The sequence below is a fragment of the Streptomyces venezuelae genome (assembly GCF_008642335.1).
GTDB classification, from domain to species: domain Bacteria; phylum Actinomycetota; class Actinomycetes; order Streptomycetales; family Streptomycetaceae; genus Streptomyces; species Streptomyces venezuelae_F.
On record NZ_CP029191.1, the window covers coordinates 4,288,982 to 4,311,556 of the forward strand.

Annotated in this window: 26 protein-coding genes; 10 read left to right on the plus strand and 16 right to left on the minus strand. The window is 72.7% G+C overall.

The annotated features are described in order from the left end of the window. Window positions 1–106: 106 nt before the first annotated feature. Entirely contained in the window at window positions 107–1,306 is a 1,200-nt protein-coding gene (locus tag DEJ49_RS19405) for a glycoside hydrolase family 26 protein (RefSeq protein WP_150185296.1), read from the plus strand. 30 nt (window positions 1,307–1,336) lie between these two features. On the opposite strand, the gene DEJ49_RS19410 is transcribed toward DEJ49_RS19405, so the two are convergent. The 9 genes from DEJ49_RS19410 to DEJ49_RS19450 all read right to left on the minus strand — a co-directional run bounded on the left by DEJ49_RS19410 (window position 1,337) and on the right by DEJ49_RS19450 (window position 11,969). Beyond that, complete coding sequence (locus tag DEJ49_RS19410; protein WP_190329693.1) at window positions 1,337–2,500, minus strand: GNAT family N-acetyltransferase; 1,164 nt, start codon at window positions 2,498–2,500, stop codon at window positions 1,337–1,339. Beyond that, a complete protein-coding gene (locus DEJ49_RS19415; RefSeq protein ID WP_150185298.1) occupies window positions 2,497–3,147 on the minus strand; it encodes a lipopolysaccharide biosynthesis protein in 651 nt (216 codons plus the stop codon). The genes DEJ49_RS19410 and DEJ49_RS19415 overlap by 4 nt, the downstream gene beginning before the upstream one ends. Further along, window positions 3,144–4,295, minus strand: a complete 1,152-nt coding sequence (locus tag DEJ49_RS19420) for a glycosyltransferase (protein ID WP_150185299.1) — start codon at window positions 4,293–4,295, stop codon at window positions 3,144–3,146. Before DEJ49_RS19420 ends, DEJ49_RS19415 begins: the two co-directional genes overlap by 4 nt. Then, window positions 4,292–5,083 (minus strand): polysaccharide deacetylase family protein, encoded by a 792-nt coding sequence (locus DEJ49_RS19425; RefSeq protein ID WP_411757177.1) that lies wholly within the window; start codon window positions 5,081–5,083, stop codon window positions 4,292–4,294. The genes DEJ49_RS19420 and DEJ49_RS19425 overlap by 4 nt, the downstream gene beginning before the upstream one ends. Beyond that, window positions 5,073–6,740, minus strand: a complete 1,668-nt coding sequence (gene murJ, locus DEJ49_RS19430) for a murein biosynthesis integral membrane protein MurJ (protein ID WP_150185300.1) — start codon at window positions 6,738–6,740, stop codon at window positions 5,073–5,075. The genes DEJ49_RS19425 and murJ overlap by 11 nt, the downstream gene beginning before the upstream one ends. After that, window positions 6,737–8,047: an O-antigen ligase family protein gene (locus DEJ49_RS19435; protein ID WP_150188334.1), complete on the minus strand. Its 1,311-nt coding sequence runs from the start codon at window positions 8,045–8,047 to the stop codon at window positions 6,737–6,739. Before DEJ49_RS19435 ends, murJ begins: the two co-directional genes overlap by 4 nt. Before the next feature lie 116 nt (window positions 8,048–8,163). Further along, window positions 8,164–9,663 (minus strand): exopolysaccharide biosynthesis polyprenyl glycosylphosphotransferase, encoded by a 1,500-nt coding sequence (locus DEJ49_RS19440; RefSeq protein WP_150185301.1) that lies wholly within the window; start codon window positions 9,661–9,663, stop codon window positions 8,164–8,166. Beyond that, complete coding sequence (locus tag DEJ49_RS19445; protein WP_150185302.1) at window positions 9,660–10,796, minus strand: glycosyltransferase; 1,137 nt, start codon at window positions 10,794–10,796, stop codon at window positions 9,660–9,662. Before DEJ49_RS19445 ends, DEJ49_RS19440 begins: the two co-directional genes overlap by 4 nt. A gap of 69 nt (window positions 10,797–10,865) precedes the next feature. Beyond that, on the minus strand, window positions 10,866–11,969 hold the full coding sequence (locus DEJ49_RS19450) for a DUF3344 domain-containing protein (RefSeq protein WP_150185303.1): 1,104 nt from the start codon (window positions 11,967–11,969) through the stop codon (window positions 10,866–10,868). A gap of 304 nt (window positions 11,970–12,273) precedes the next feature. Here DEJ49_RS19450 and DEJ49_RS19455 point away from each other — a divergent pair, with 304 nt between their 5' ends. The 7 genes from DEJ49_RS19455 (at window position 12,274) to DEJ49_RS19485 (ending at window position 16,503) form a co-directional block, all read left to right on the plus strand. After that, a complete protein-coding gene (locus DEJ49_RS19455; RefSeq protein WP_150185304.1) occupies window positions 12,274–12,513 on the plus strand; it encodes a chaplin in 240 nt (79 codons plus the stop codon). A 277-nt stretch (window positions 12,514–12,790) separates the two neighbouring features. Continuing rightward, a complete protein-coding gene (locus tag DEJ49_RS19460) occupies window positions 12,791–13,414 on the plus strand; it encodes a hypothetical protein (protein ID WP_150185305.1) in 624 nt (207 codons plus the stop codon). Window positions 13,415–13,569: 155 nt separating this feature from the next. Beyond that, complete coding sequence (locus DEJ49_RS19465) at window positions 13,570–13,854, plus strand: hypothetical protein (RefSeq protein ID WP_150188336.1); 285 nt, start codon at window positions 13,570–13,572, stop codon at window positions 13,852–13,854. 197 nt (window positions 13,855–14,051) lie between these two features. Beyond that, window positions 14,052–14,555, plus strand: coding sequence for a DUF5949 family protein (locus tag DEJ49_RS19470; protein ID WP_150185306.1), 504 nt, complete (start codon window positions 14,052–14,054; stop codon window positions 14,553–14,555). Next, a complete protein-coding gene (locus tag DEJ49_RS19475) occupies window positions 14,552–15,217 on the plus strand; it encodes a vitamin K epoxide reductase family protein (RefSeq protein WP_150185307.1) in 666 nt (221 codons plus the stop codon). Before DEJ49_RS19470 ends, DEJ49_RS19475 begins: the two co-directional genes overlap by 4 nt. Before the next feature lie 25 nt (window positions 15,218–15,242). Then, the gene (locus tag DEJ49_RS19480; RefSeq protein WP_150185308.1) at window positions 15,243–15,620 is read left to right on the plus strand and encodes a tyrosinase cofactor; all 378 of its coding nucleotides are present in this window, start codon (window positions 15,243–15,245) and stop codon (window positions 15,618–15,620) included. A 10-nt stretch (window positions 15,621–15,630) separates the two neighbouring features. Continuing rightward, on the plus strand, window positions 15,631–16,503 hold the full coding sequence (locus DEJ49_RS19485) for a tyrosinase family protein (RefSeq protein ID WP_150188337.1): 873 nt from the start codon (window positions 15,631–15,633) through the stop codon (window positions 16,501–16,503). Between the two features lie 48 nt (window positions 16,504–16,551). Here DEJ49_RS19485 and DEJ49_RS19490 read toward each other — a convergent pair whose 3' ends face one another. The 5 genes from DEJ49_RS19490 to DEJ49_RS19510 all read right to left on the minus strand — a co-directional run bounded on the left by DEJ49_RS19490 (window position 16,552) and on the right by DEJ49_RS19510 (window position 19,314). Then, window positions 16,552–16,857: a chaplin gene (locus DEJ49_RS19490; RefSeq protein WP_150185309.1), complete on the minus strand. Its 306-nt coding sequence runs from the start codon at window positions 16,855–16,857 to the stop codon at window positions 16,552–16,554. A gap of 121 nt (window positions 16,858–16,978) precedes the next feature. After that, window positions 16,979–17,260 carry a hypothetical protein gene (locus DEJ49_RS19495; protein WP_150185310.1) on the minus strand — a complete coding sequence of 94 codons (282 nt, stop codon included), beginning with the start codon at window positions 17,258–17,260 and terminating at the stop codon, window positions 16,979–16,981. Between the two features lie 146 nt (window positions 17,261–17,406). Beyond that, window positions 17,407–18,153, minus strand: a complete 747-nt coding sequence (locus DEJ49_RS19500) for a hypothetical protein (RefSeq protein WP_150185311.1) — start codon at window positions 18,151–18,153, stop codon at window positions 17,407–17,409. A gap of 137 nt (window positions 18,154–18,290) precedes the next feature. Further along, window positions 18,291–18,539, minus strand: a complete 249-nt coding sequence (locus DEJ49_RS19505) for a hypothetical protein (RefSeq protein WP_150185312.1) — start codon at window positions 18,537–18,539, stop codon at window positions 18,291–18,293. Window positions 18,540–19,056: 517 nt separating this feature from the next. Next, on the minus strand, window positions 19,057–19,314 hold the full coding sequence (locus tag DEJ49_RS19510; RefSeq protein WP_150185313.1) for a hypothetical protein: 258 nt from the start codon (window positions 19,312–19,314) through the stop codon (window positions 19,057–19,059). A gap of 315 nt (window positions 19,315–19,629) precedes the next feature. Here DEJ49_RS19510 and DEJ49_RS19515 point away from each other — a divergent pair, with 315 nt between their 5' ends. Further along, a complete protein-coding gene (locus tag DEJ49_RS19515) occupies window positions 19,630–19,914 on the plus strand; it encodes a hypothetical protein (RefSeq protein ID WP_150185314.1) in 285 nt (94 codons plus the stop codon). Window positions 19,915–19,953: 39 nt separating this feature from the next. On the opposite strand, the gene DEJ49_RS19520 is transcribed toward DEJ49_RS19515, so the two are convergent. Continuing rightward, complete coding sequence (locus tag DEJ49_RS19520; protein WP_150185315.1) at window positions 19,954–20,622, minus strand: M23 family metallopeptidase; 669 nt, start codon at window positions 20,620–20,622, stop codon at window positions 19,954–19,956. 81 nt (window positions 20,623–20,703) lie between these two features. Then, a complete protein-coding gene (locus tag DEJ49_RS19525) occupies window positions 20,704–21,123 on the minus strand; it encodes an STAS domain-containing protein (protein WP_150185316.1) in 420 nt (139 codons plus the stop codon). 230 nt (window positions 21,124–21,353) lie between these two features. On the opposite strand from DEJ49_RS19525, the gene DEJ49_RS19530 reads away from it, so the two are divergent. Then, window positions 21,354–22,574, plus strand: coding sequence for an FAD-dependent monooxygenase (locus DEJ49_RS19530; protein ID WP_150185317.1), 1,221 nt, complete (start codon window positions 21,354–21,356; stop codon window positions 22,572–22,574). The last annotated feature ends 1 nt before the right edge of the window (window position 22,575 follow it).

Here is a 22,575-nt window from a genome sequence, read left to right on the forward strand (position 1 = left end):
CGATTGTCGATCGCCCATGCGGGCGATGTGGTGGAACACAGGATTAGAAGCACGATTGGCGTAATAGAAATACATATGACGGAGTGTCAGTGAAAGAGGAGCGAACATGGCACCACACACCCCACAACGGCTTCGGCGCCGTGGACGTGTCGCATTCATCGCCGCGGGAATCGTTTCGTCGCTCGCGCTGGCCACGGTGCCGGGGCATACGGCGGATGCGGAACGTGACGGTGAACCACCCGGGGGCGCTTCCGCGGCCCCCGCCTTCGGCGCCTATCTCGATTACGGTCCCCGCGGGGTCGAGCGGATGACCGAACTCAGCCGGTGGCTCGGCGGGGCCGAACTGCGGGTCGGTCATACGTACCTCCCGGGTGACCTCTGGAGCAATATCGAGGGCGCCCCGAACTTCCTGGAGAAATGGGCCGAGTGGCGCAAGGCGAAGGACGACAGGATCTTCGTGCTCAACGTGCCGATGCTCGAACGCAACGAGGACGGCGTCGGCGACACCGAGGTCGCCGGGCAGCTGAGGAGGGGCGCGACCGGCGCCTTCGACGAGCACTTCCGGGTCCTCGCCAAGCGCCTGGTCGACCTGGGCGTGCCGGACACGGTGGTCGTGCTCGGCTGGGAGATGAACGGCACGACCTACACCCATCGCTGCGGTCCGGACCCGGAGTCCTGGAAGAAGTACTGGAACAGGATCGTCACCACGATGCGTTCGGTGCCGGGGCAGAAGTTCAAGTTCGACTTCACGCCGAGCAGGGGCCGGGACGCCGTTCCGTGGACGAATTGCTATCCCGGTGACGACACGGTCGACATCATCGGCATGGACTCGTACGACCAGCCCCGCGGAATGTCATTCGACGAGCAGGTGAAGGAGCCCTATGGACTCCAGCACCACGTGGACTTCGCGGCGGATCACAAGAAGCCCATCTCATATCCGGAATGGGGTCTGTTCCGCAACGGCGACAACGAGGAATACATGCGCCGCATGCTGGAATGGATGAAGGAGAAGAAGCCGCTGTACAACACGGTCACCGACTACTGCCCGCACGGCGTGTGGCAGTGCAAGCAGAATCCGGAGTCCGCGGAGATCTACCGCAAGATCCTCTCGGGCCGCGACACGGTACCGACCGAGCCGACCAATCCCGTGAATCCGCCGAACTGTTCGCCGGTGGAATTCGGCGAGTGGGTCGAGAAGTGGCTGGGCGGCAAGCTGTGCCTGCGGTTCGACTGGTGGAAGGACTACCAGAAGACCGGGGACCAGAAGACCGAGGACCAGAAGACCGGGGACCCGACGAAGTCCTGACCCCTCGCGGGACCGCGGTGGTGCGAGCCGTCACGTCGAGGCTCCGCCACCGCGCCCGGTTCCGCCGCTCCGCCGCTCCTCGCGCTCGCGCAGCCGCCGCTTCGCCCACTGGCGGCCCGCCACGCCCCACGCCACCGCGCACGCCAGCGGCGCGGTGCGCCTGCGGGCAAGCAGGAGCCGCTGGTTGGCGACCGGTTCGGGGCGCCAGTGGTGCTTGTACGGCTCGTCGCCGCGCAGCAGGCTCAGCGCGCGCGGATGTTCGCCGCCGGTGTGCCGGGTGCACGCGTCGAGCAGCATCGTCGCGACATCGACCTTCCGCTCCCTGAGCCGGGGGTGCGCCCCGTACAGGTAGCCGCCCGCCAGCGTGCGCGAGAGCAGCGTCAGGTCCGCCGCCATCACCTCGCCGTCCAGGCTGAACTCGGTGACCACCGCCTCGCCCGCCGCGACCATCGGCCGCATCGAGCGCAGCAGGTGTTCATGGAACCGCGGCTGGAGGTGCTCCGATGTCACCTTGCGGCCCTGCCACTGGAGCTGGTGCAGGCGCAGCAGCGTGCGCACCGAGTTCTCCACCTCGTCGGCGGGCACGACACGGCTCTCCACGCCCAGCGCCGAGAGCTTGCGCATCTTGGCGCGGGTGCGCTGGGCCCGCGGCGTCGGCAGCCGCTTGAGCAGGCCGTCCATGGGCAGCGCGGGAAGTTCGAGGCAGGGGGAGCCCGCGAGGGTGCGGCGCGGTCCCGGCCAGCGCGCGTACAGCCCCTCCACGCAGGCTCCCGGCCTGACCTCACCGAAGTCGATCAGCGCGGTCCTGGCCAGCGCGTACAGGCCGGACAGGAGCGCCTCCGTGCCCTCCTCCCGGCACGCGTCGTCCACCAGGACGTCCGTGAAGTCGGAGATCGCGCCGCCCAGCGGCTTGAGGGCGGGCAGCGGCCGGTCCACCCGCATCAGCGGCGCCGCGGCGATGAGGCGGGCGCCGTCGCGGACCAGCAGGACGCGCAGCCGCCCCGGGCTGCCGTACGACTGCCACCAGGACGACAGCCAGGCGTGGCTCTGGAACGGCGTCGCCGCCCCGCACGACCGGTGGAGGCGGCCCCACGGCTCGGCGAGGGCGTCGAACTCGTCCTCGTCCACGCAGAGTTCGGCCGCCGGTCGGGTGTCGGGTGCGGTGCGCGGCTCCGTGCGCGCCGCCGTACTCACGGGGCGCTCCGCACCAGCGCGGACGCGGGTCCCGGCACGGAAGGGCCCGCCACCGCCTCCGTACGGGCGCGCGGGCGCACCAGGAGCGCGAGGCCGCCGAGCAGCCCGCCCGCACACCCGCCGACGAGGGTCGTCACGCCGGTGGAGAGCGACGCGGGGTCGTTGGGCGGCAGGGCGCGCGAGAACGGGATCAGCTTGATCCGCGTGCTGTCCTTGGAGTGGTTGGCGCTGGTGGACAGCGACCGTGCCACCGCGTTGGCGGTGATCGCGGCGGACTCCGGCTTGTCGGTGGTCGCCGAGACCGCGATCATCGGGGCGTCGGGCGACGTGGCGACCTTCACCTTGTCCTGCAGCTCCGTCGCCGACATGCCCGCCGCCACCTGCGCGTCGCCCAGCACGGCGAGCTGCGTGGCGACCCGGCCGTACGCCTGCGCGAAGCCGAGGGCCGTCGCCGGGTCGCCCTTCTCCTGCGGGACCGCGACGACGTAACTCGTCGCCGTGTACTGCGGCGTCTGCAGCGCGCCGTACCCGGCACCGGCCAGGGCGCCGAGGACCGCGCAGGCCGGCAGCGCCGACCAGCGGGGGAGCCGCGCGGCACGGGCCCGCAGGGCGAGGGTGCGCGGGCGCTCGTTCACGGAGTCGCTCATCGAGGGGTCACCTCCAGGGTCGGGCCGGGCGCAACTGACGCGTATACGTCCATCAGTTGGCCGGCGCTTCGGCTGATGCTGTAGTGCCGCACCGCGGCCGGTGCCTCGCGGTGCGGCGGGACGTCGCCGCGCAGGCCGTGCAGGGCCCGCGCGAAGGAGTCCGGATCGCTCGGGCAGTACGCGGCGCCGGACCGGTCCGCCGCGTCGAGGCCCTCGACGGCCGGGCAGGAGGCGTACAGCACCGGAAGGCCGCTGGCCAGGCCCTCCACCAGGGCCAGACCGAAGGCCTCCTCGGGCGAGGGGGAGGCCAGCGCGTCCATGGCGGACAGGAGCGAGGGCAGGTCCGGCGCGTCGTCGCCGGTGACCGCGCCGCTGTCCTCGTGCGTGGACTCGCCGACGAACCGCACCCGCCCGTCGATCCCGAGCCGGTGCGCGAGTCGGCGGAGCTCCGGCTCCTCGGGGCCGCTCCCCACAAGGACGACGACGACGTCGTCCGGCAGCTGTGCGGCGGCCCGCAGCAGCACGTCGAAGCGCTTGCCCGCGGCGAGCCGCCCGACGCCGCCGACGACGAACGCCCCGTCGGGCAGCCTGAGGTGCTGCCGGGTGCGCGCCCGGCTCGCCGGGTCGAAGCGGAAGCGCTCCACCTCGATGCCGTTCGGCACCACCCGGATCCGCTGCCGCGGCACGCCCCACCGGTGCAGCCGCGCCCCCACGGCGGGCGAGACCGCGACCGTCACCCGGCCGAGCCGTTCCCCGGCCAGATACAGGGCGCGGACCCCCGCGGTCAGCGGCCTGCCCTCCATCTGCGAGTCGCCCAGGGAGTGTTCGGTGGCCACCACCGCGCGCACCCCCGCCAGCCGCGCCGCGATGCGCCCGTACAGGCAGGCGCGGTAGAGGTGCGTGTGCACCACGTCGTAGCGGCCCGCGCGGATGATCCTGACGAGCCGCGGCAGCGCCGCCACGTCACGGTTGCCGGACATGCCCAGGTCGGTGACGCGGATCCCGTCGGCCGCGATGCCCTGCGCGACGGTGCCCGCGTTGGTCAGCGCGACGACGTCGGAGTCCGTCGGCAGGTGGCGCAGCATCAGGCGCAGCTGCTGCTCCGCGCCGCCCACGCCGAGCCCGGTGATGATGTGCAGGACCCTCATGCGGTCGTCACCGCCGCGCGGGCGAGGACGCGGCGCCGCAGCCGGTTGGTGCGCAGCTTCAGGCGCAGCCGCCACGCGGTATCGTCCTGCCCGATGTGGACGCGGGGGAGGGCGTACGGGCCGGTGAGGGCGCCGGGGGCGATGGCGCAGGCGTACCGGTATCCGGCCTCGCGGACGGCGGTCGCGACGCGCTCGTCGACGGTGCCGTAGGGGTAGCAGAAGCCCTGCGCCTCGGTGCCGGTCAGGTCGTGCAGCGCGGCCCGGCTGCCGGCGACCTCGCGGCGCAGGACGCGGTCGTCGGCGGCGGTCAGGTCGACGTGCGTCAGCCCGTGCGAGGCGATCTCCATGCCGCACTCGGCGATGTGCCGGATGCCGTCGGCGCCCAGCAGCGGCTTGCGCGGGCCGAGCGGGTCCCAGGCGTTGTCACCGTCGAGGCGGCCCGGCAGGACGAAGACGGTGGCGGTGCAGTCGTACTGCTGGAGGAGCGGCAGCGCGTGCTCGGTGAAGTCGCGGTACCCGTCGTCGAAGGTGAGGCCCACCAGGTTGTGCTCCTGGCCCTGCGCGCACGCCTCCAGGAGGTACTTCATCGAGACGCCGCGCAGCCCTTGGCGCCGCATCCAGCGCAGCTGCGCGCCGAGCCGCTCCGGGGAGACGGTGATCCCGTACGGATCGTCGGACGGGTCCGCGACGGAGTGGTACATCGCCACCCACGCCGGGGTGCGGGGCGGCCGCAGCCGCAGGAACGGCTCCGTGCCGGACGGCGCGGGCGGAGTGAGGTCAACGGACATGGCGCAGCTTTCTGCTGACGGTGCGAAGGGCGGACGGCCAGGGCTGCGCCCTCAGGAGCAGCCCGATGAGCACGAAGGAGACGGTCACGACGGTGAAGCTCGCGAGGACCGCGAGGGCGGGGTGTGCCACCCGCTGCGCGCAGACGGCACCGAGCAGTGCCGCGCCTGCGGCGGCCACCACGAGACGGCCCAGCTGTCCGGCGAGGGCCCGCGTCCTGATCGGCACGGTGCGCGGGCCCATGCCGCGCAGCAGGAGGAGCGCGGTGACGCAGATGCCGGTCGCGTTGGCGGCGGCGATCCCGTGGACGCCCCACGTGCCGACGGTCAGGAAGCCGATCCCGGCGGTGGCGACGACGCCGACGGACATCGCGTAGAGCGGGATCCACGTGGTGCGGGCGACGGAGAAGTGCGCGCGGGCCAGCGCGCCGACCAGCGTGTGGCCGAGCAGGCCGAAGGCGTAGACGCGCATGACGGACGCGGTGGCGGCGGTGTCCCTGGCGGTGAAGGCGCCGCGCTGGAAGAGCAGTTCGATGAGCGGGGGCGCGGCGGCGACGACCGCGGCCGCGCCGAGGAGCACGACGCAGCCCGCCAGGACGATGTCCCGCTCGACGCGCTTGCGGGCCCGCTCCGTCTCGCCCTTGGCGAGCGCCCGCGCCACCACGGGGAAGGTGACCGTGCAGATCATGAGCGAGAGGACCATCGGCATCTGCGCGACCTTCTGCGCGTAGTTCAGGTGCGAGATGGCCCCGGCGGGCAGCGACGAGGCGAGGAACCGCTCGATGAGGACCTGCGACTGGCGGCACAGCGCGAACAGCAGGACGGTCCAGATGATCGCGGTCTGGAGTGTCCTGTCCGAGGGGCCCGCCGAAGGGGCGGCGGCATTCGGCCCGGGACGGTACGGCCGCCGCAGCTGCCGCCACAGCGAGGGCGCCTGTACGGCGACCATCAGCACCCCGCCCACCGCCACACCGGCCGCCGCGGCCCGCACCCCCAGCGGCGCCGCGAGCGCGAACAGGGCGGCGATGATGGCCGCGTTGTAGGCGACGTAGACCGTGGCGGGCGCGACGAACCGCTGGTGGGCGCGGAGCGCGGCGCTGCAGTAGCCGGTGAGGCCGAAGGTCAGCGCGCAGGTGGCGGTCAGCCGGGTGCAGTCGACGGCGAGCCGCGGGTCGGGCAGGCCGGGGGCGAGGACCGCGACCAGGTAGGGGGCGGCCGCGATGAGCAGGACGGCGGTTCCGACGAACCACAGGGTCATGCGGGGCAGCGAGGCCCGGACGAACTCGCGGACCGGGTCGAGGGGCGGGCCGTCCGCGCGGCGCGCGAGGGCCAGGCTGAACGCGGGCACGAGGAAGAAGGCGAGGCCGTCCTCGATGAGCAGCGTCGCCGCCAGCTCGGGGAGCGTCCACGCGACGAGGAAGGCGTCGGTGTCGGTCCCGGCGCCGAAGAAGTGCGCGAGGGCCTGGTCGCGGACGAGCCCGAGGAGCGATCCGGCGACGGACAGCGCGGCGGTGACCAGCGCGGCCTTGGCGAGGAACGAGCCGCCCGTCTTCTCGGCGGGCTCCCGCGGCGGGGGCGCGGCGGTCGTGGCGGTCGCGGTGGTCCCGGCGGTGGGCGGCGCGTCCGGGTCGGGGGCCACCTCCTGCGGCACGGTCGTCATCGCGCGCCCGCCTCTCCGTGCGAGGCCGCGGGGGGCAGGTCGTGGGCGCCGACCGCCCACCAGGCGGCCATCCCGAAGGCGATCGCCGTCAGGACGGTGGAGGGCCCGCCGATGTCGGCGTACACGAAGTCGATGAGCTGCCAGACCAGCAGCCCGCACGCCACCAGCGCGCAGTCGAGCCGCGGCCCGCCCGTCCCGTGCGCCCCTCCCGTCCCGTCCCGCCCCGCGCGCTGCCCCGTCCACCGGCGCACCGCGCACACCAGGAGCGCCGCCCAGGCACCGGCCAGCGTGCCGAGCCCGACCAGGCCCTGCTCGCTGAGGACCAGCAGGTACATGTTGTGCGGGGACAGCAGCGGCTGGCGCACGAAGCCGCTGCCCGCGCCCGCCGTGTCGCTGCCGGAGGACAGGGCGAGCGAGGCGTGGCTGTCGCGGTGGTCGGGGAACCCCTTCAGACCGACGCCGGTCACCGGGTGCTCGCGCCACATGTCGGCGGAGGCCGCCCACATCGTGTAGCGGTCGGTCACCGACTGGTCGGGCGTGTCCGTGACCTGGGTGATGCTGCTGAGGCGTTCCTGGAGCATCGCCGAGCCGACGCCGAATCCGGCGACCAGGACGACGGCGGCGGCGGCCGCGACGAGTAACACCTTGCCCGCACGGCGCACCCCGGCCAGCACGAGCACCACGGTGCAGGCCGCGGTGGTGGCGATCCACGCGCCGCGGCTGAAGGACAGGGCGAGCGGCACGGTCAGGAGGCCCGCGCACACGACGGCCGCCGTCCGCCGGCGCGGTGCGTGCGGCCGGAAGGCCAGCGCCAGCGCGCAGACCAGGCCGTACGACACGACGGTGGCCATCCCCATCACGTCCGTGGAGCCGAACGTGCCGACCGCGCGGATGTCCTCGCCCATGTACGAGGCGCCGGTGCCGGTGAGGTTCTGGTGTACGCCGATGACGCCCTGCCACAGCCCGAGCCCGACGAACGACCAGGCGAGGAGGCGGAAGTGGTGGGCGTCGCGGATCAGCATCAGGACGGCGGCCGGTACGAGCACGAAGATCTGCAGGTAGCGGGCGGCGCCGGCGACGCCGGTCGCGGCGGAGGAGGCACCGAACGCCGCCGCGGTGATGCCGACGACCGGAAGGCCGAGGAGGACCGCGGCGGTGCGGGTCAGCGGCCGCTGCCGGGACCGCACGGCACGGACGACACAGCAGCCGACGACGAGGGCGGACACCGCGTCGGCCGCGCCGCCCGTGCCGCCCCCGCCGGACGACGCGCCCTCGGCGGGCGCCGGCAGGGCGAGCAGCGCGACCATGAGCACCACGGGAAGCACCGGGGCGCTCCGCCGCAGCCAGGGCGGCAGGGCGTCGCGAAGGTCCTGCAGGCGCGCCCCGAACGGGACGGCGGTGGACGGGGCGTGGGTCACCGTGGTCAGCTCCCGGTGCGGCGGACGAGGCAGCCGAGGGTGCGCAGCAGGATGCACAGGTCCTGCCAGAACGACCAGCTGTCGATGTAGGCGTTGTCGAAGCGGCACCGGTCCTCGATGGAGGTGTCGCCGCGCAGCCCGTGGATCTGGGCCAGGCCCGTGATGCCGGTGGGCATGCGGTGCCGGTGGGCGTAGTCCGGATAGGTCTGGCTGAACTGCGTGACGAAGAAGGGCCGTTCGGGGCGCGGCCCGACCAGGCTCATGTCGCCGCGCAGCACGTTCCACAGCTGGGGCAGCTCGTCGAGCGAGGTGCCGCGCAGGAACCGGCAGAACGCGCTCATCCGGTGCTCGTCGGCGACGCTCCACCGGGTCGCCGCCTCCTGCGGGTCGGCGGGCCGGTGGGTGCGGAACTTGAGGAGGGTGAACAGCCGCCCGTCCTTGCCGACCCGCTCCTGGCGGAAGATCACGCCGGGTCCCTCGACGGTCCGCAGGACCAGCGCGCAGGTCGCGAGGACCGGCGCCGCCGCGAGCAGCAGCACTCCGGAGACCGCGATGTCCAGGAGCCGCTTGCCGACGCCGGTCCCGCGGGTCGCGGCGGACGTCAGGGGGCGGCACGCGAACCCGGCCACGTACTGCCGGGGTCCGTCCGGCGCGGGCACAGGGACCGCACGGTGCGCCTCGATCTCCCACAGGTCGCAGCCCAGGCCGTGCAGGACCGGCAGCCATCGGGCGGGGCCGGGCCCGGGACCGTGTCCGGCGACGAGCAGCACCGCGCCGACGTCGTTCTGGATCACCGCACGGTGCAGTTCGTCCTCCGTGCAGAGAACGGGCAGTTCGGGCCCGCCCTGCGTCTCGGCGTCGTCCTCCTCGTCCTGCGGGGCGTCGGCGGTCTCGCCGACGATGCCCACGGGGCGCATGCCGCAGCCGGGGCGCCGCAGCAGCGCGGCCGCCACCCCGCGGGCCTGGCCGCTCGGCCCGAGGACGAGGACCGGCCGGGGCCTGCGCACGGTGGCGGCCCGCCGGTGCCGGTGGACGAGGGCGCGCCCGCAGAGGCTGAGCAGGCACTGGACCGCCGCCATGGCGAGCAGCGTGCGCGGGGCGAGCGGCCCGACGGCGGGCAGTGCGGTCGCGAGGACCGCGGTGACCGACCAGGCGAGCACGGTCCGCCCGGCGAGCGACGGCAACTGGCCGAGCGTGTCGGGCAGCGCGGCGTACTCGTACAGGCGGCCCTGCACGTTCAGGGCCAGTATGGCGAGCACGAGGAGCGGGGCGAGGACGGCCTGCCGGAGGGGGTCGTCGAGCGGCAGCAGGGCGGCCAGGGCGGCGGCGCAGTCGACGGCCACCAAGGCGGCGGCCGAGCGCCGTTGCCGGGCCGGGAGCCGCGCCGTCGCGCCGCCGCGCAGGGCCGTCGCTTCGCGTGGCGCGACGACGAAGGTGCCGGGCGGGGCCTGGGTGTCCTGCCGTGACTGAGCCGATGAGGAAGCAACGGTCCGTTCCGCACTCACGTCGTGCTGCACTCCCTGTACTCGGTGGGCGCCGTGCCCAGAAGCTCGCCGTACACCGCGTCGACCGCGGCCGCGGCGCGCCGTGCGTCGTGGTGGTCCAGTACGTGCTCGCGGCCCCGCCGCCCCAGTTCGTCCCGCAGCCGCCCGTCCCGCAGCAGGGCGACCAGCGCCCGGGCGAGGGCGCCGGGGTCCTCCGGCGGTACGAGGGAGTGCGGGCGGTGGGACGGCGGCAGGCTCTCCCGCGCCCCGTCCACGTCGGTGACGACGACCGGACGGCCGCAGGCCATGGCTTCGAGCGGGGCCAGTGCCATGCCCTCCCAGCGGGACGGCAGGACGACCACGTCGGCCGCCCGGTACCAGGGCGCGGCGTCGGCCGCCGCGCCCGCGAAGGCGACCCGCGGCCCGGCCCGCTCCCGCAGCCGGGCGTCGTCGGGTCCCTCACCGACCAGGACGAGGCGGGCGTCGGGCACCTGCGCGGCCACCGCGGGCCAGGCGCGCAGGAGGACGTCCTGTCCCTTCTGGCGGCAGAGCCTGCCGACGCACACCACCAGCGGGACGTGCGTGGGGTCCTGCCCGGTGGGCGCGAACCGGTCGGTGTCCACACCGTTGGGGATCACCTGGTACGAACCCGAGATGCCGGCGCGGCGTCCGGTCACCCACTCCGCCTCGCTGACGCAGACGATGCGGGCCGCCCACCGCGCGGCCCGGCGCTCCCACAGGCGGGCGAGGAACCCGGTGGGGCCGCCGACCGCCTCGAAGGACCAGGCGTGCGGCTGGAACACCGTGGGGATGCCGCCGCGCAGGGCGAGACGTGCGGCGAGCCCGGCCTTGGCGCTGTGGGCGTGGACGAGGCCGGGCCCCACGTCGTCGATGACGCGCCGCAGCTCTCGCACCTCGCCCGGCAGGCCGCGGCCGGGGGAGCGGGACGCCGTCCAGGGGTGGACGCGGACGCCGGGGCCGAGGGCGCGCAGCGCGCCGGGCAGGAAACCGTCCGGGGGGCAGGCCACGTGCACGTCGGTGCCGGTGGCGGCCTGCGCGGCGGCCAGGTCGACGACGACCCGTGCCACGCCGCCCTCCACGGGCTGGCTGACGTGCAGGACCCGTGGGGGGCGGGGTGCTGAAGGCAGAGGCATGCGCGTCTCCTTCGAGTCGGTGCGGGCACCGCGGAAGCGGAGCGGGGCGACGGGTGCCAGGGGGCTGCCCTAGCGCTTCGCGGCGACGGCCGCGAAGACCACGCCGACCCACGCCGGGTCCCGCGAGGCGAGGTGGACCGTCAGATCTCCGCGCCGTCCGTGGCCCGCGGCCAGCGGGAAGACGTCGGAGTCGTAGCCGAGGGTGTTCGGGTGGGCGGGGTTCCTGCGGGCCGGGGCGCCCGGCTCGCTGATGGTCGAGTTGAGCGCGTCACCGGCGGGGTTGGCGGCGTCCGTCAGCGGCACGGGGCCGGTGGGTCCGGACGAGACGGCGACGGTGTCGCCGCGCCGCCCGCGGTCGCCGTCGTACGCCACCACGCCGACGGTGCCCGCCGTGCCGCCCGGCACGCCGCGCAGCCGCACCGCGTGCCGGGTGCCGTGCTCGCCGGTCGCGTCGAAGCCGTCGTACACGGCGAGGGCGCGCAGGGGTTCGGCGGCGTTCTCGTACGCCACCGCCAGCGTCCAGCCGCCCCAGGCACCGGCCTTGGAGTGCCCCTTGGCGACGTTGACCTGCGCCACGGTGTACGCACCGCCGCCCGCCGAGCGGACGAGCGGGGTGACGTCGGCGGAGGCCTGGAAGGCGTCGGCGCCGTCGGTGACGCGGTGGCCGACCGGGGTGTCGGCGATGACCGGTTTGTAATGGCCGCCGGGCTCGGCGATCAGCACCCGTCCGTTGTCCTTGGGAGGTTTCTGTTCGCCGACCCGGAGGTTGCCGCCCCAGTACAGCCGCGCGTAGGAGACGCGGGAGTGCGGGGGCAGACGGACCTCGCCCGTACTGGAGTTGTAGGTGTTCGGGTCGTCGTCGACGTCGACGTAGAACATGTCGAAGTCGTCGTTCGCCCCCGGACGGCCGCCCCGCGTACGGGCGCAGGACTCCGCCGTACGGTCCACCGCGCGGCGGCAGGTGATCGCAGAGTTGGCGGCCCGGACGATCCCGCCGTGCTGCACCGCTCTGTAGCGCTGCGCGAAATCGATGCGCGTCCTCTCGGTGCTCTTCTCGCCGCTCCTGTCGCCGTCGCCGGGCGGGGCGGCCGAGCCGGTCCCGGTCGCGGCGAGGCACGCGGCCAGTGCGAGAGGGATGACGAACATGCGACGCAGGCCCAGGGAGTGACGCATGACGGCGTTGGCCTTCCGAGTGTGTGAACTCTGAACCACAGCGGAGATAAGGGCGATTCACCCTCTTTGCACTTACCTGAGGGCATATAAGTGGAATGCCCTAAAGGGAAGCGCAACTGTAGCCGTTGACGCGGGAGGCTCGGCCGACCTCCGGGCGTGTGTCGGATTGGTGAAGGCCCGTCACGGGCGGTTGCCGGCGCGCATCACCCGTCTGGGCGCACAACTCGGCACCGACGTCGGCAGTTGATCCCTCCAGACGGGCAGCCCGCCCGTACGTCGCATCATCACCAAGGAGCAGCACTCCATGTCCCGTACCACCAAGGCTCTTGCCCTGTCCGCTGTCGCCGCCGCCGCCGTGGCCGGCACCGCGGGCGTCGCCGCCGCCGACGCCGGCTCGCAGGGCGCTGCCACCAACTCCCCCGGCGTGATCTCGGGCAACAACGCGCAGGTGCCGGTCCACGTCCCCGTCAACGTGTGCGGCAACAGCATCAACGTCATCGGTCTGCTGAACCCGGCGTTCGGCAACACGTGCGTCAACGACTGACGCACCGTCGGTTCAGAGCGGCCGTCCCCGCGGAAGCGGGGGCGGCCGTTCCGCGTTTCGGCGCGGTGCGCGCCGGACGGCCGGTATGACGGGCGGTGCCCCGAATGGAGTGCGCGCCCCCGAACGGCCGACCGACCGTCAGATCCCTGTCCCACCTGCGCAGATGCTCACATGAACCACGAACCGCCGATACGTTCCGCAGCCGCTCGGTTGCGGACCGCGTGCGGCGCTTTCACGGTGATCACACGATCTGATGCATCACCGAAAGGGACACACCATGCGCGCTCTGCCTGTACGGCGCCTCGCGACCACCACCCTGTGCGCGGCGCTGCTCCTCGGCACGGCAGGACCGGCCCTCGCCTCCGTCGGCGACGCCTCCCGCGACCAGGCCCGGACCGCCCCGCGCGCGCCCGCGGCGCCGGACCCGCTGGCCCAGGTCCAGCAGCTGATCAACATCGAGGGTGTCCTGAAAGCCGTCAGCGAGCTGCTGACCGCCGTGCTGAAGGCGCCGGGCAACAAGCTCTCCCCCGAAGACGTCAAGAAGCACACCGAAGCGCTGAAGAAGGCCCTGGAAGCGGCGGCCAAGCCGCCGGCCAAGGGCGCCACGGAGGCGGTCCCGAAGACGGCCACGGAGGCGGTCCCGAAGACGGTCACCGGCGTCGCGGCCCGTGCCGACAAGGCGCCGCTCGACCCCAAGGCCGACGCCGTGGCGGCGCTGCAGAAGGCGGTGGACGCCCTCCTCAAGGCCGCCACCGCGGGCGACATCAAGGCCGTCGCCGCGCAGGTCCCCACGATCCTCACCGGCGTCGTCAACTTCCTCGTCGCCTCGATCACGGGCGGCGGCCTGCCCGCCCCGGCGCTGCCCGAGACGCCCGCACTGCCGAAGACACCCGCGCTCTGATTTGCATTCTTTATCCGAGTGGGATCGGTGAAGTTTCGGGGCCAGGGGTTTCCGTACCGTCTCGCGCTCGTTAGTCCCGGGGTAAGAGACAACAGGCGCTCCATGCCTGAACGGTGCTCCAAAAGGCGGCGCGCGTCGCCAAAGAAAGGAACATGATGAAGGCCCTGAAGGCTGCTGCAGTTCTCGCCGGTTCGATCGCCGTGGCCGGCTCCGCCGCCCCCGCGTTCGCCGCTGACCTGGCACCCACCAGCCTGAACGGTGGCCTCGAGACCATTGCGGGCCAGACCCCGCACCTGCTCGACACCAAGCCGGTGAGCACGAACATGCTCGACACCGAGAACAAGGACTCGGTCGTCAGCACGGTCACGGACACCACGGACAGCATCAACTCCGCGGGCGGTCCCACCGAGCTCCTCGGCGGCCTTCCCATCGGCCACTAAAACGCGCTTCATGTCCGCGCAAGGGCCGGTCACCTCTTCCACGGACCGGCCCTTCGGCATGTCCGCATGCCGTGTGAGTACGGCCGTCAGCTCCGCGGCCGACCGGGTGACCCCATCGTGTGATGGCGTTTCCGCGCTGGGCCACACGGGTGACAACGGGCCCGGACCCGTACGCCCACGTCTATACGGTTCCCCTCATGACCTCAACTTCCAGCGAACAGCGCCCCTTCCAAGTAACTGATCTGGGAACCGTGGCTGTTCTCGCCTGGAGCGGTGAACACCCCGACGACGAAAAGGACATGCCTTTCCTGCTGGCGTACTCCCTCGGCGACACCGAGGGCGGCCCCGAGTCCACCGCCGAAGCGATGCGCCACCTCCTCGACGAGGCCGGGCTGCCCGTCGGCGGCCCCCTCATCGACGGCGCGCGCAACCCCTCCCTGCCGGTCAGCCTCCTCGTCGAGGGCGAGAACGCCGTCGTGAGCATGCCCCAGCTGAACGCCCAGTGCGTGGTGCCGCCGGAGTGGCTCGCCGCTGTGAAGAAGCGCGGCCACGCCTACTTCATGGCCACCACGCGCGCGTGGCCGGACGCCAAGCCGGGCGAGCCCGTCTCCGAGGAGCGCCTCAGCGAGTTCGCAGGGGCCGAGGAGACCATGCTGAGCGCGGCGCATTGCCTGCTGCCCGCCCGTAGCCTGCGCCGATGAGCCGCACCACCGACCTGCCGCACCGGGTACCGCTCCAAGCCGTCGGCGAGCCCGGTGCGGCGCGCCCCGCGCCCGCCGGCCCCGGCGCCCCCGCCGCAGGCCGGTGGCTCGGCCTGCTCTTGGCGGGCACCGGCGCGGCGGGGCTCCTGGCCGCCTGGGTGATCACCCTCGACAAGCTCCACCTGATGAAGGACCCGGACTACGTCCCCGGGTGCAGCCTCAACCCCGTGGTCGCCTGCGGCAACATCATGCGGAGCGAGCAGGCCGCGGCCTTCGGATTCCCCAACCCGATGCTGGGGCTCGTCGCCTACGCGGTCGTCATCTGCGTCGGCGCCGGACTGATCGGCGGTGCGCGCTTTCCCCGCTGGTACTGGCTCACCTTCAACGCGGGCACCGCATTCGGCGTCGCGTTCTGCGGCTGGCTGCAATTCCAGTCCCTCTACCGGATCAATTCCCTCTGCCTGTGGTGCTGTCTCGCCTGGGCCGCCACGACACTCATGTTCTGGTACGTGACAGCACATAACGTACGGTCCCGATTCCTGCCCGCACCCCGATGGCTGCGCACCGCACTCGGTGAATTCACGTGGGTCTTTCCCGCCCTGCACATGGGCGTCATCGGAATGCTCATCCTGACGCGCTGGTGGGACTTCTGGACCGGCTGACAGGACCCGTCGACGAAAGGACGCCATGGGCTCCCCGTTCCTCGACCGCATGACCCGCCGCCACCTCATCGGAACCGCGGCCACGGCATGCCTGGCCGCGGCGGGCATCGCCCGCGCCGTACCGGACGCGCCGCCGCCGGACCCGCCCGGCGACGCACCGTTCGACGAGACGTACCGCGGGCGGCGCATCCAGGGCGAACCCACGGCCCACCAGGGCGGCCACGCCTCCGGAGGCTGGCGGATCACCGTCGACGGGCGGCAGCTCGGCCTCATGCGCCGCGCGGACGGCAGCTACCTGAGCATGGTGGACCACTACCAGTCGTACGCGACGCCGCTCGCGGCCGCGCAAGGAGCCGTCGATGAGCTCGGCCCCCTCCGCGCCCTCAGCGGCCGCGTCCACTGAGGGGGCGGTCATGGCCCACGTACGCAGGAACCAGAGCGGCCTCAGCCGGGCGGAGCGGCGCCGCTTCGTCGACGCGGTGCTGAAGCTGAAACGCCGGGGCGAGTACGACGAATTCGTCCGCATGCACATCGACTTCTACGTGTCGGACGGCGACGACCGGCTCCGCGTCGCCCACATGACGCCCTCGTTCTTCCCCTGGCACCGCCGCTTCCTCCTGGAGTTCGAGCGGGCCCTGCGGCGCGTGGACCCCGCCGTCACCGTTCCCTACTGGGACTGGACGAAGGACCGCGGGCGCGGCGGCACGCTCTGGGGCGCCGACCTGATGGGCGGCAACGGACGCCGGGGCGACCGGCAGGTCATGACCGGTCCCTTCGCGCACCGGAGCGGGCACTGGCCGATCAAGGAGGACGTCACCGACGGCGAGTTCCTCACCCGTGACCTCGGCCGCCCCCATGACCCCATCGACCTGCCCACGGCGCGGGACGTGGCATGGGCCATGGACGACCCCCGCTACGACGTGGAGCCCTGGGACTCCACCTCGCCCGGGGGCTTCCGCAACAAGCTGGAGGGCTGGACGTCGGCGCGGGGCACGGAACGCTGGCGCAACCACAACCGCGTCCACCGCTGGGTCGGCGGGCACATGCTGGGCGGCGCCTCCGTGAACGACCCGGTCTTCTGGCTCAACCACGCCTTCGTCGACCTGCTGTGGGACCGGTGGCAGCGCCGCCACCCCCGCTCCCCGCGCTACCTCCCGGAGCGGCCGCCCGAGCCCGGCCGGCCGCAGTACCGGCGCATCGTCGCCCGCCACGAGCCGATGCCGCCGTGGGACGCGAGCCCTGACGAACTCCTCGGTCACCGGGGGCTCTACGCGTACGGGGAGTAGCACGAAGCCCCCGGTGGAACGCGCACCGGGGGCTTCGTCGGGTTCGGGTCAGTTGCCGTAACCGGCGCCGCCGTGGTGACCGCCGCCGTGGTGGCCCCCGTTGTGGTGGCCGCCACCCGGGTTGGCGCACTTGTTGCCGAAGGTCGGGTTCAGCAGGCCGATGACGTCGACGGTGTTGCCGCACACGTTCACCGGGATGTTGATCGGGGCCTGGAGCAGGTTGCCCGAGACGACGCCCGGGGAACCGACCGCGGCGCCCTGCGCGCCGGCGTCCGCCATGGCCATGCCGGCACCGGCGATGACGACGGCTCCGGTGCTGAGGGTGACAGCGGCTGCCTTCGCGATGCGAGACATCACGTTCTCCTTTGACTCGGATAGAGCGGCTGCCTACACACAGCCGCGTAATTCCTAACGCCGTTCGTCAAGGTGAGGTCACGGCATAACACCTACCGAATGCCGTGCAGGAGATCCGATTTCAGGAGTGCGAGGAGATATTGGTGAAAGAGATTCCGTCCGGCGAGAAACGGATCTCCTTCTTGACGAAGTAGGCGGTGCCGTCCGCGCGGAACCCGGAAGTGGTCACGGTGTGCCGCATCGAGTCCTTGCCGAACGAGAAGGACTCCCCCGCCCAGGCGGGCGAGGGAGCCCCGGAGTTCCAGTCGGCGGGATCCGGCGCGGCCTGCGCCGACGGCGCTCCCGCCACCGTGAGCACGGCGGCCGTCGCCACTGCGGACATGAGGAGATGACGTGCCTTCACGAGGCTTCCCTTCCCTGGGTCTTGCCGCGAGGAGTACGAACGTTTCCTACTCTGCGCGCCGAGTACGCGGGCGTGGGAAGTGCCCCGGCCGTGCCGAGTGAGTGATTCAGTCATCCAACCCGATCAGCTCAAAGTATTGGCCCTTGTCAGTCCCAGACGGTGGTGTCGGTGAACTTGGCGTGCTTCGGGGAGGCATTCGCCGGGGTGGTCGGGAGTTCCGGGGGCGTGGGCGTCGCGGGTGCGGTGGGTTCGTCCGTCGCGGAGGTGCGGGGGACCGTCGTCTTGGCCGCGGGGGCCTTGGTGGATGTGGCGGATGTGGCGGACGTTGCGGCCGGGGCGGGGGTGGTGGTCGAGGGGAGCAGCGGGGCGGCGGGCAGCGCGGCCTCGTCCGTGGAGCCGATGCTGGTGGTCGAGGTGCTCGGGGCGAACAGCTCGTTGCCCGCGAAGGCGGCCTTCACCGAGCGCGAGGAGCCCGCCGTCACGGCGACCGAGCAGCTGAAGGTGCCGCGGTTGGTGGTGCGGGCGTGACAGCGGGCGGGCGTGCCGGCCGTCGTGTCGGTGACCTGGACGGTCAGCGGGATCCGGGCCAGCGGGAAGGTGAGCGTGGAGCCCTCGACGAGCCGCCCGGTGACCTTCACGCGCGCCGTCCTTCCCGTGCTGATCTCCTCGGCCGAGAGTTCGGTGATGGCGGAGGCCGTGCGGGTGCTGTCGGTCCGCGTGAAGGCCGGGGGAGCGGAGGCGGACGGCGCGGCGGGGGCGGGCGAGGCGGCGGCAGGGGCGGCTTCGGGCTGCGCCTCGTGGCCGGTCAGGGCGGTGGCCGTCGTGGCGGTCCCGGCGGCGAGGCAGGCGACGGCGAGGGCCATGGTGCTCAGCAGGGTGCGGGGGGCGGGCATCGGAACTCCGTTTCGGGCAGGTGCTGCGGGGTGCGTGGGGGCGAGAGGTGCGGGTGCGGGGAGCGGGTCGCACCGGCGGGCCCCGAGGAGGAGCTCCTCGGGGCCTGCTGCCCTACGGCTCCAGGGGAGCCGCCGGGTCAGGAATGCGAACCGGTCGCGTTACCCGTGGCACCGGTGGAGTTGGCGGTCTTCGAGACCTTCACGAAGTAGGCCTTCCCGTCCATGAAGCCGCTCAGAGTCTTGGACGACGAACCGCCGTAGATGGTCGCGGAGTTGTCCGCCTTCCCGTAGCCCGGGCCGGAGTCGGCGGACGCGACGGTGGCACCACCGAGGACGACCGGGACGACAACAGCTCCGACAGCGATCGCCTTGGCAAGCTTGCGCATGTGACGCATTCCCTTCGATTGACGCGAGCATCGGAGTGGCCGGGATCCCGAGGACGGGGAGTCAGGAGGTTCCCTGCCGGCCACGGTCAGGGCGCGCTCGCTGTGCCCTGCCGACACCACCGTGTGCAGGTCCGCACGGATATGCCTGCCGAGATGTCCCGGGGGACCGTGGCACGATCATCGGATCACCTCCGTCACCCTGCGCTGACCTGTGGTGACAGCGCGTCACTCAGCTGTCCCGGGGATTCATCCCGCGTGCACTGAAGGGGTGACGAGGGGCAGAGGTGTGGCGGGTGACGCTCCGTCGGGTCAGCGTGCCGTCTTCGTCGCGCCGGACGAACTGTCGACCGCCTGAGCGGGAGTCATGCCGCCCAGTGCGACCGCCGTCGGCAGCGCACACGGCACCGCGGCCCGCAGCGCGGACCGGGAGGCCACGGCGTGTGCCGCCGTGGGCGACACACGCCGTCTCTCGTTGCCACGCAGACTCAGCACACGGGCCGGGGGCCCCGCACCTGCGTCAGGAGTGCGAACCGGTGCCGCTGCCCCAGGCACCGTTCGGGCCCGCGGTGCGGGTCACCTTGTAGAAGTAGGCCTTGCCGTTCTTGAAGCCGCTGACGATCTTGGTGCACGAACCGCCGTTCGCGTTGGCCCAGTGGACGGACTTCTCGTAGGCCGGGCCGTCGTCGTCCGGGGCGGCGGAGGCGAGGCCCGCACCGCCGAGCACGAGGGGGGCGGAGAGGGCGACGACCGCCGCGGCCTTGGCGAAGCTGCGCATCAGACTTTCCTTTCGAGGAACGGGTGCGCGCAGGCACGGATGTGCCGCGCGCAGACCCAAGCTGGACCGGATCGACGGCGTCCGCGCGCGGTCAGACGATCCGTGCTACGTCCGCACGTGTGAACGACAACAGGCGCGTACGACTGTGACCTGGGGTGACGTGGGCGATGACCTGCTGTGGGACAAGTAGTCCGGGCGGGTGGTCGACGGCTGCGGCCGGGCGCACCGCGTGTACCCGGCGCGGTCGGATGAGCTTCCCGAGTGAGGGCGGCGGCGAACCCGTGACCTTCGCGCCGCCCGACAGGTTTTGAGGACATGACATCAGCACGACGACTCATCGCCGCCGTCTCGCTGGCCGCCGGAGCGGCGGCCCTGGCCGCGCCGGCCGCGCAGGCGGCCCCCGCCCCCGCCTCCGACGAGGGCAAGATCTCGCTGCTCAGCACCATCGACGACATCGCGGCGACCGGCATTCCCGAGGAGCAGCGCGCCCAGATGCCGAGGCTCGCGAACCAGCTCGCCGGCCTCAACCGGCTGAACGACCTGAGCCAGCTGCACCAGCTCACGGACCAGGTGGCCCCCGTCACGAACCTGGTGCAGTGACGCCGTCCGTCACCATCACCACGACCGGCATCGGCACCGTCACAGGAGCCGCACTCCGCGCTTGGCCAGGTAACTCACCGGATTGATGTCCGATCCGTATTCGCGACGGGCCCGCACCTCCAGATGGAGGTGCGGGCCCGTGGCACGTCCGGTGGCGCCGCTCCTGCCGAGGAAGGTCCCGGCGCCGATCCGCGCGCCCTCACGGACCGCGATGCTCGACAGGTGCGCCACGAGGGCGTAGTGCCCGTCCGGCATCCGTACCGTCACGGCGTTGCCGTACGCGCCCGACCACCGCGCCACGAGCACGACGCCCGACCCCACGGCGTACACGGGTGTCCCCTGCGGAACGGCCAGGTCGATGCCCGTGTGGTGGCCGGCCAGCCAGTCGCCGCGGATGCCGTAGCGCGCGGTGACCCTGAACCCGCGGCGCAGCGGCAACGCGTACTGCTGCGGCGGCCCTTCCGGGATGCCCCGCATCTCCTCCGCCCCGAGGCGGTCGTCCGCCGCCGCCAGGGTGGCCTCGAACCCGGGATCGTACTCACCGGCACAGACGTGGTCCGACGCGTCCGACGGCGCACCGTCCGCACGGGCCGCGGCCCGCGTCGCCGTCAGCGGTACCGCCCCGCCGGCCAGTAGTGCCACGGCGGCTCCCAGAGCGCGGCGCCGGGTGGTGGTCGCTTCCGCAGGGCTCGCTATGTCGTCTTTCATGTCCGTCAGCACACTGGTGCCGGGCCCTGATCGCATCTCGGGGTGCGCCGCCTGGCGTACGTTCGCGAGGTCCTGAACCCGCTAGGGCCTGGACACGCCCTCGTCCGAACTCCGGTCCGCGGGCGGCGGCCAGTGCGGACGGGCAGGTTCCGGCAGGGAGCGCAGGGCCTGGCCGACCGAGGTGTGCGACGAGAACAGGGCCGCGCTGCCGCTGTGTTCGAGCAGCGCGGCGAGGCGCCGGCCCACACCCGCGAGCATCAGGGCGCCCGCTCTGCGCCGCAGGAGCCAGTGGAGGGCGAGCAGGCAGTTCAGGCCGCGCGAGTCGCAGAACGTCAGGGCGGTCACGTCGAGGACGATGTGGCGCCGGCCCGCGTCGACCGCGACGGCCAGTGTGTCCATGAAGAACTTCTCGGACGCCCGGTCGAGTTCGCCGCTGAGCCGCAGCACGGCGCAGACGTCGGAGTGCGCGAGGCCCGCGATGGACAGACGGTGTGGCGACATACCCCTCACACCTCCGGGGCGACAGCTTGTGCGGAACCGACGATCTGCTCTCTGCGGGTATACAGGACCGGCGGGGAGACGTCAGCCCACCGGACACGTCACGGCCGAGACCCGTACCCGTCTGACGTCAGGAAAGACGTTTCATCCGTGTGCCCCGCAGCGTGGCTCACTCCGCACGTGCCGCCGCCCCTTACGTTGAGGCTCCTCCCGAAGACCACACAGGAGCGCGCGTGAAGATCGATTGTGTCGGTGGAGGGCCCGCCTCCCTGTACCTGGCCATCCTCGCCAAACTCCGGGATCCGGCTCACGAGGTCACGGTCCACGAGCGGCACGCGGCCGGCACCAGCTACGGCTGGGGCGTGACGTACTGGCCCGACCTGCTGGCGGACCTGCACGCCCACGACCCCGAGTCGGCCCGCCTCATCGAGGAGCAGTCGGTGTGCTGGCGTGGCGGATTCGCGTACGTCGGCGACCGCACCACCGCGCAGGACGGCGACCTCGGCCATGCGATCGGCCGCCACCGGCTGCGTACGATCCTCGCCGACCGGGCCCGCTCCCTGGGCGTGCGCCTGGAGTTCGGCAAGGAGATCGGCGGCCGCGCGGACCTGCCCGAAGCGGACCTCGTCGTCGCGGGCGACGGGGCGCACAGCGGGCTCCGCACGGAACACGCCGCCGAGTTCGGCACGCGTGTGACCACCGGCGCCAACCGCTTCATCTGGCTCGGCACCACCCGCGTCTTCACGGCGTTCACGTTCGCCTTCGTCGAGACCGGACACGGCTGGATCTGGTGCTACGCGTACGGCTTCAGCGACGAGCACAGCACCTGCGTCGTCGAGTGCTCCGCCACGACCTGGGCGGCCCTCGGCTTCGACCGGCTCGGCCACGCGGAGGCCCTGCGCCTGCTGGAGAAACTCTTCGCCGACCTGCTCGCCGGCCATGAGCTCCTCGGCCGCAAGGACATCGAGAGCCACGCCCAGTGGCAGGCCTTCCCGACCGTCACGAACACGTCCTGGTCCCACGGCAACCTCGCGCTCATCGGCGACGCCGCCCACACCACGCACTACTCCATCGGGGCCGGCACCACCCTCGCCCTGCGCGACGCGATGAGCCTGGCCCGCGCGGTGGGCTCCGTCGCCGAGCCGCGGGAGCTGCCCGCCGCCCTCGCCGCGTACGAACAGGAGCGCAGACAGGCCCTGCTCTCGGTGCAGAGTGCCGCACGGCACAGCGCCCAGTGGTACGAGAACCTGCCGCGCTACATGGGACTCGCGCCGCACCAGATGTTCGCCCTGCTCGGCCAGCGCCACTCGCCCCTGCTGCCCTACGTGCCGCCGCAGCTGTACTTCCACGTCGACCGGACCCTCGGCCGCCTCCAGACCCTGCGCCGGCTGAAACAGCGCCTCGGCCCGCGCCTCGCCCGCACTCTGCAGAGCCGCCGCACTCCCGGCGCCTAGG

Coding starts and splice junctions, on each gene's coding strand:
- DEJ49_RS19435 (WP_150188334.1), bottom strand. CDS start 8,047: ATGGTCGCGCTGCTCGCCCTGCCGGCGCCCGCCGAGGGCGCGTCGTCC.
- DEJ49_RS19470 (WP_150185306.1), top strand. CDS start 14,052: ATGACCTCAACTTCCAGCGAACAGCGCCCCTTCCAAGTAACTGATCTG.
- DEJ49_RS19480 (WP_150185308.1), top strand. CDS start 15,243: ATGGGCTCCCCGTTCCTCGACCGCATGACCCGCCGCCACCTCATCGGA.
- DEJ49_RS19420 (WP_150185299.1), bottom strand. CDS start 4,295: ATGAGGGTCCTGCACATCATCACCGGGCTCGGCGTGGGCGGCGCGGAG.
- DEJ49_RS19445 (WP_150185302.1), bottom strand. CDS start 10,796: ATGCCTCTGCCTTCAGCACCCCGCCCCCCACGGGTCCTGCACGTCAGC.
- DEJ49_RS19500 (WP_150185311.1), bottom strand. CDS start 18,153: ATGCCCGCCCCCCGCACCCTGCTGAGCACCATGGCCCTCGCCGTCGCC.
- DEJ49_RS19505 (WP_150185312.1), bottom strand. CDS start 18,539: ATGCGCAAGCTTGCCAAGGCGATCGCTGTCGGAGCTGTTGTCGTCCCG.
- DEJ49_RS19460 (WP_150185305.1), top strand. CDS start 12,791: ATGCGCGCTCTGCCTGTACGGCGCCTCGCGACCACCACCCTGTGCGCG.
- DEJ49_RS19525 (WP_150185316.1), bottom strand. CDS start 21,123: ATGTCGCCACACCGTCTGTCCATCGCGGGCCTCGCGCACTCCGACGTC.
- DEJ49_RS19455 (WP_150185304.1), top strand. CDS start 12,274: ATGTCCCGTACCACCAAGGCTCTTGCCCTGTCCGCTGTCGCCGCCGCC.
- DEJ49_RS19490 (WP_150185309.1), bottom strand. CDS start 16,857: ATGTCTCGCATCGCGAAGGCAGCCGCTGTCACCCTCAGCACCGGAGCC.
- DEJ49_RS19485 (WP_150188337.1), top strand. CDS start 15,631: ATGGCCCACGTACGCAGGAACCAGAGCGGCCTCAGCCGGGCGGAGCGG.
- DEJ49_RS19515 (WP_150185314.1), top strand. CDS start 19,630: ATGACATCAGCACGACGACTCATCGCCGCCGTCTCGCTGGCCGCCGGA.
- DEJ49_RS19465 (WP_150188336.1), top strand. CDS start 13,570: ATGAAGGCCCTGAAGGCTGCTGCAGTTCTCGCCGGTTCGATCGCCGTG.
- DEJ49_RS19415 (WP_150185298.1), bottom strand. CDS start 3,147: ATGAGCGACTCCGTGAACGAGCGCCCGCGCACCCTCGCCCTGCGGGCC.
- DEJ49_RS19405 (WP_150185296.1), top strand. CDS start 107: ATGGCACCACACACCCCACAACGGCTTCGGCGCCGTGGACGTGTCGCA.
- DEJ49_RS19510 (WP_150185313.1), bottom strand. CDS start 19,314: ATGCGCAGCTTCGCCAAGGCCGCGGCGGTCGTCGCCCTCTCCGCCCCC.
- DEJ49_RS19450 (WP_150185303.1), bottom strand. CDS start 11,969: ATGCGTCACTCCCTGGGCCTGCGTCGCATGTTCGTCATCCCTCTCGCA.
- DEJ49_RS19475 (WP_150185307.1), top strand. CDS start 14,552: ATGAGCCGCACCACCGACCTGCCGCACCGGGTACCGCTCCAAGCCGTC.
- DEJ49_RS19425 (WP_411757177.1), bottom strand. CDS start 5,083: ATGTCCGTTGACCTCACTCCGCCCGCGCCGTCCGGCACGGAGCCGTTC.
- DEJ49_RS19520 (WP_150185315.1), bottom strand. CDS start 20,622: ATGAAAGACGACATAGCGAGCCCTGCGGAAGCGACCACCACCCGGCGC.
- murJ (WP_150185300.1), bottom strand. CDS start 6,740: ATGACGACCGTGCCGCAGGAGGTGGCCCCCGACCCGGACGCGCCGCCC.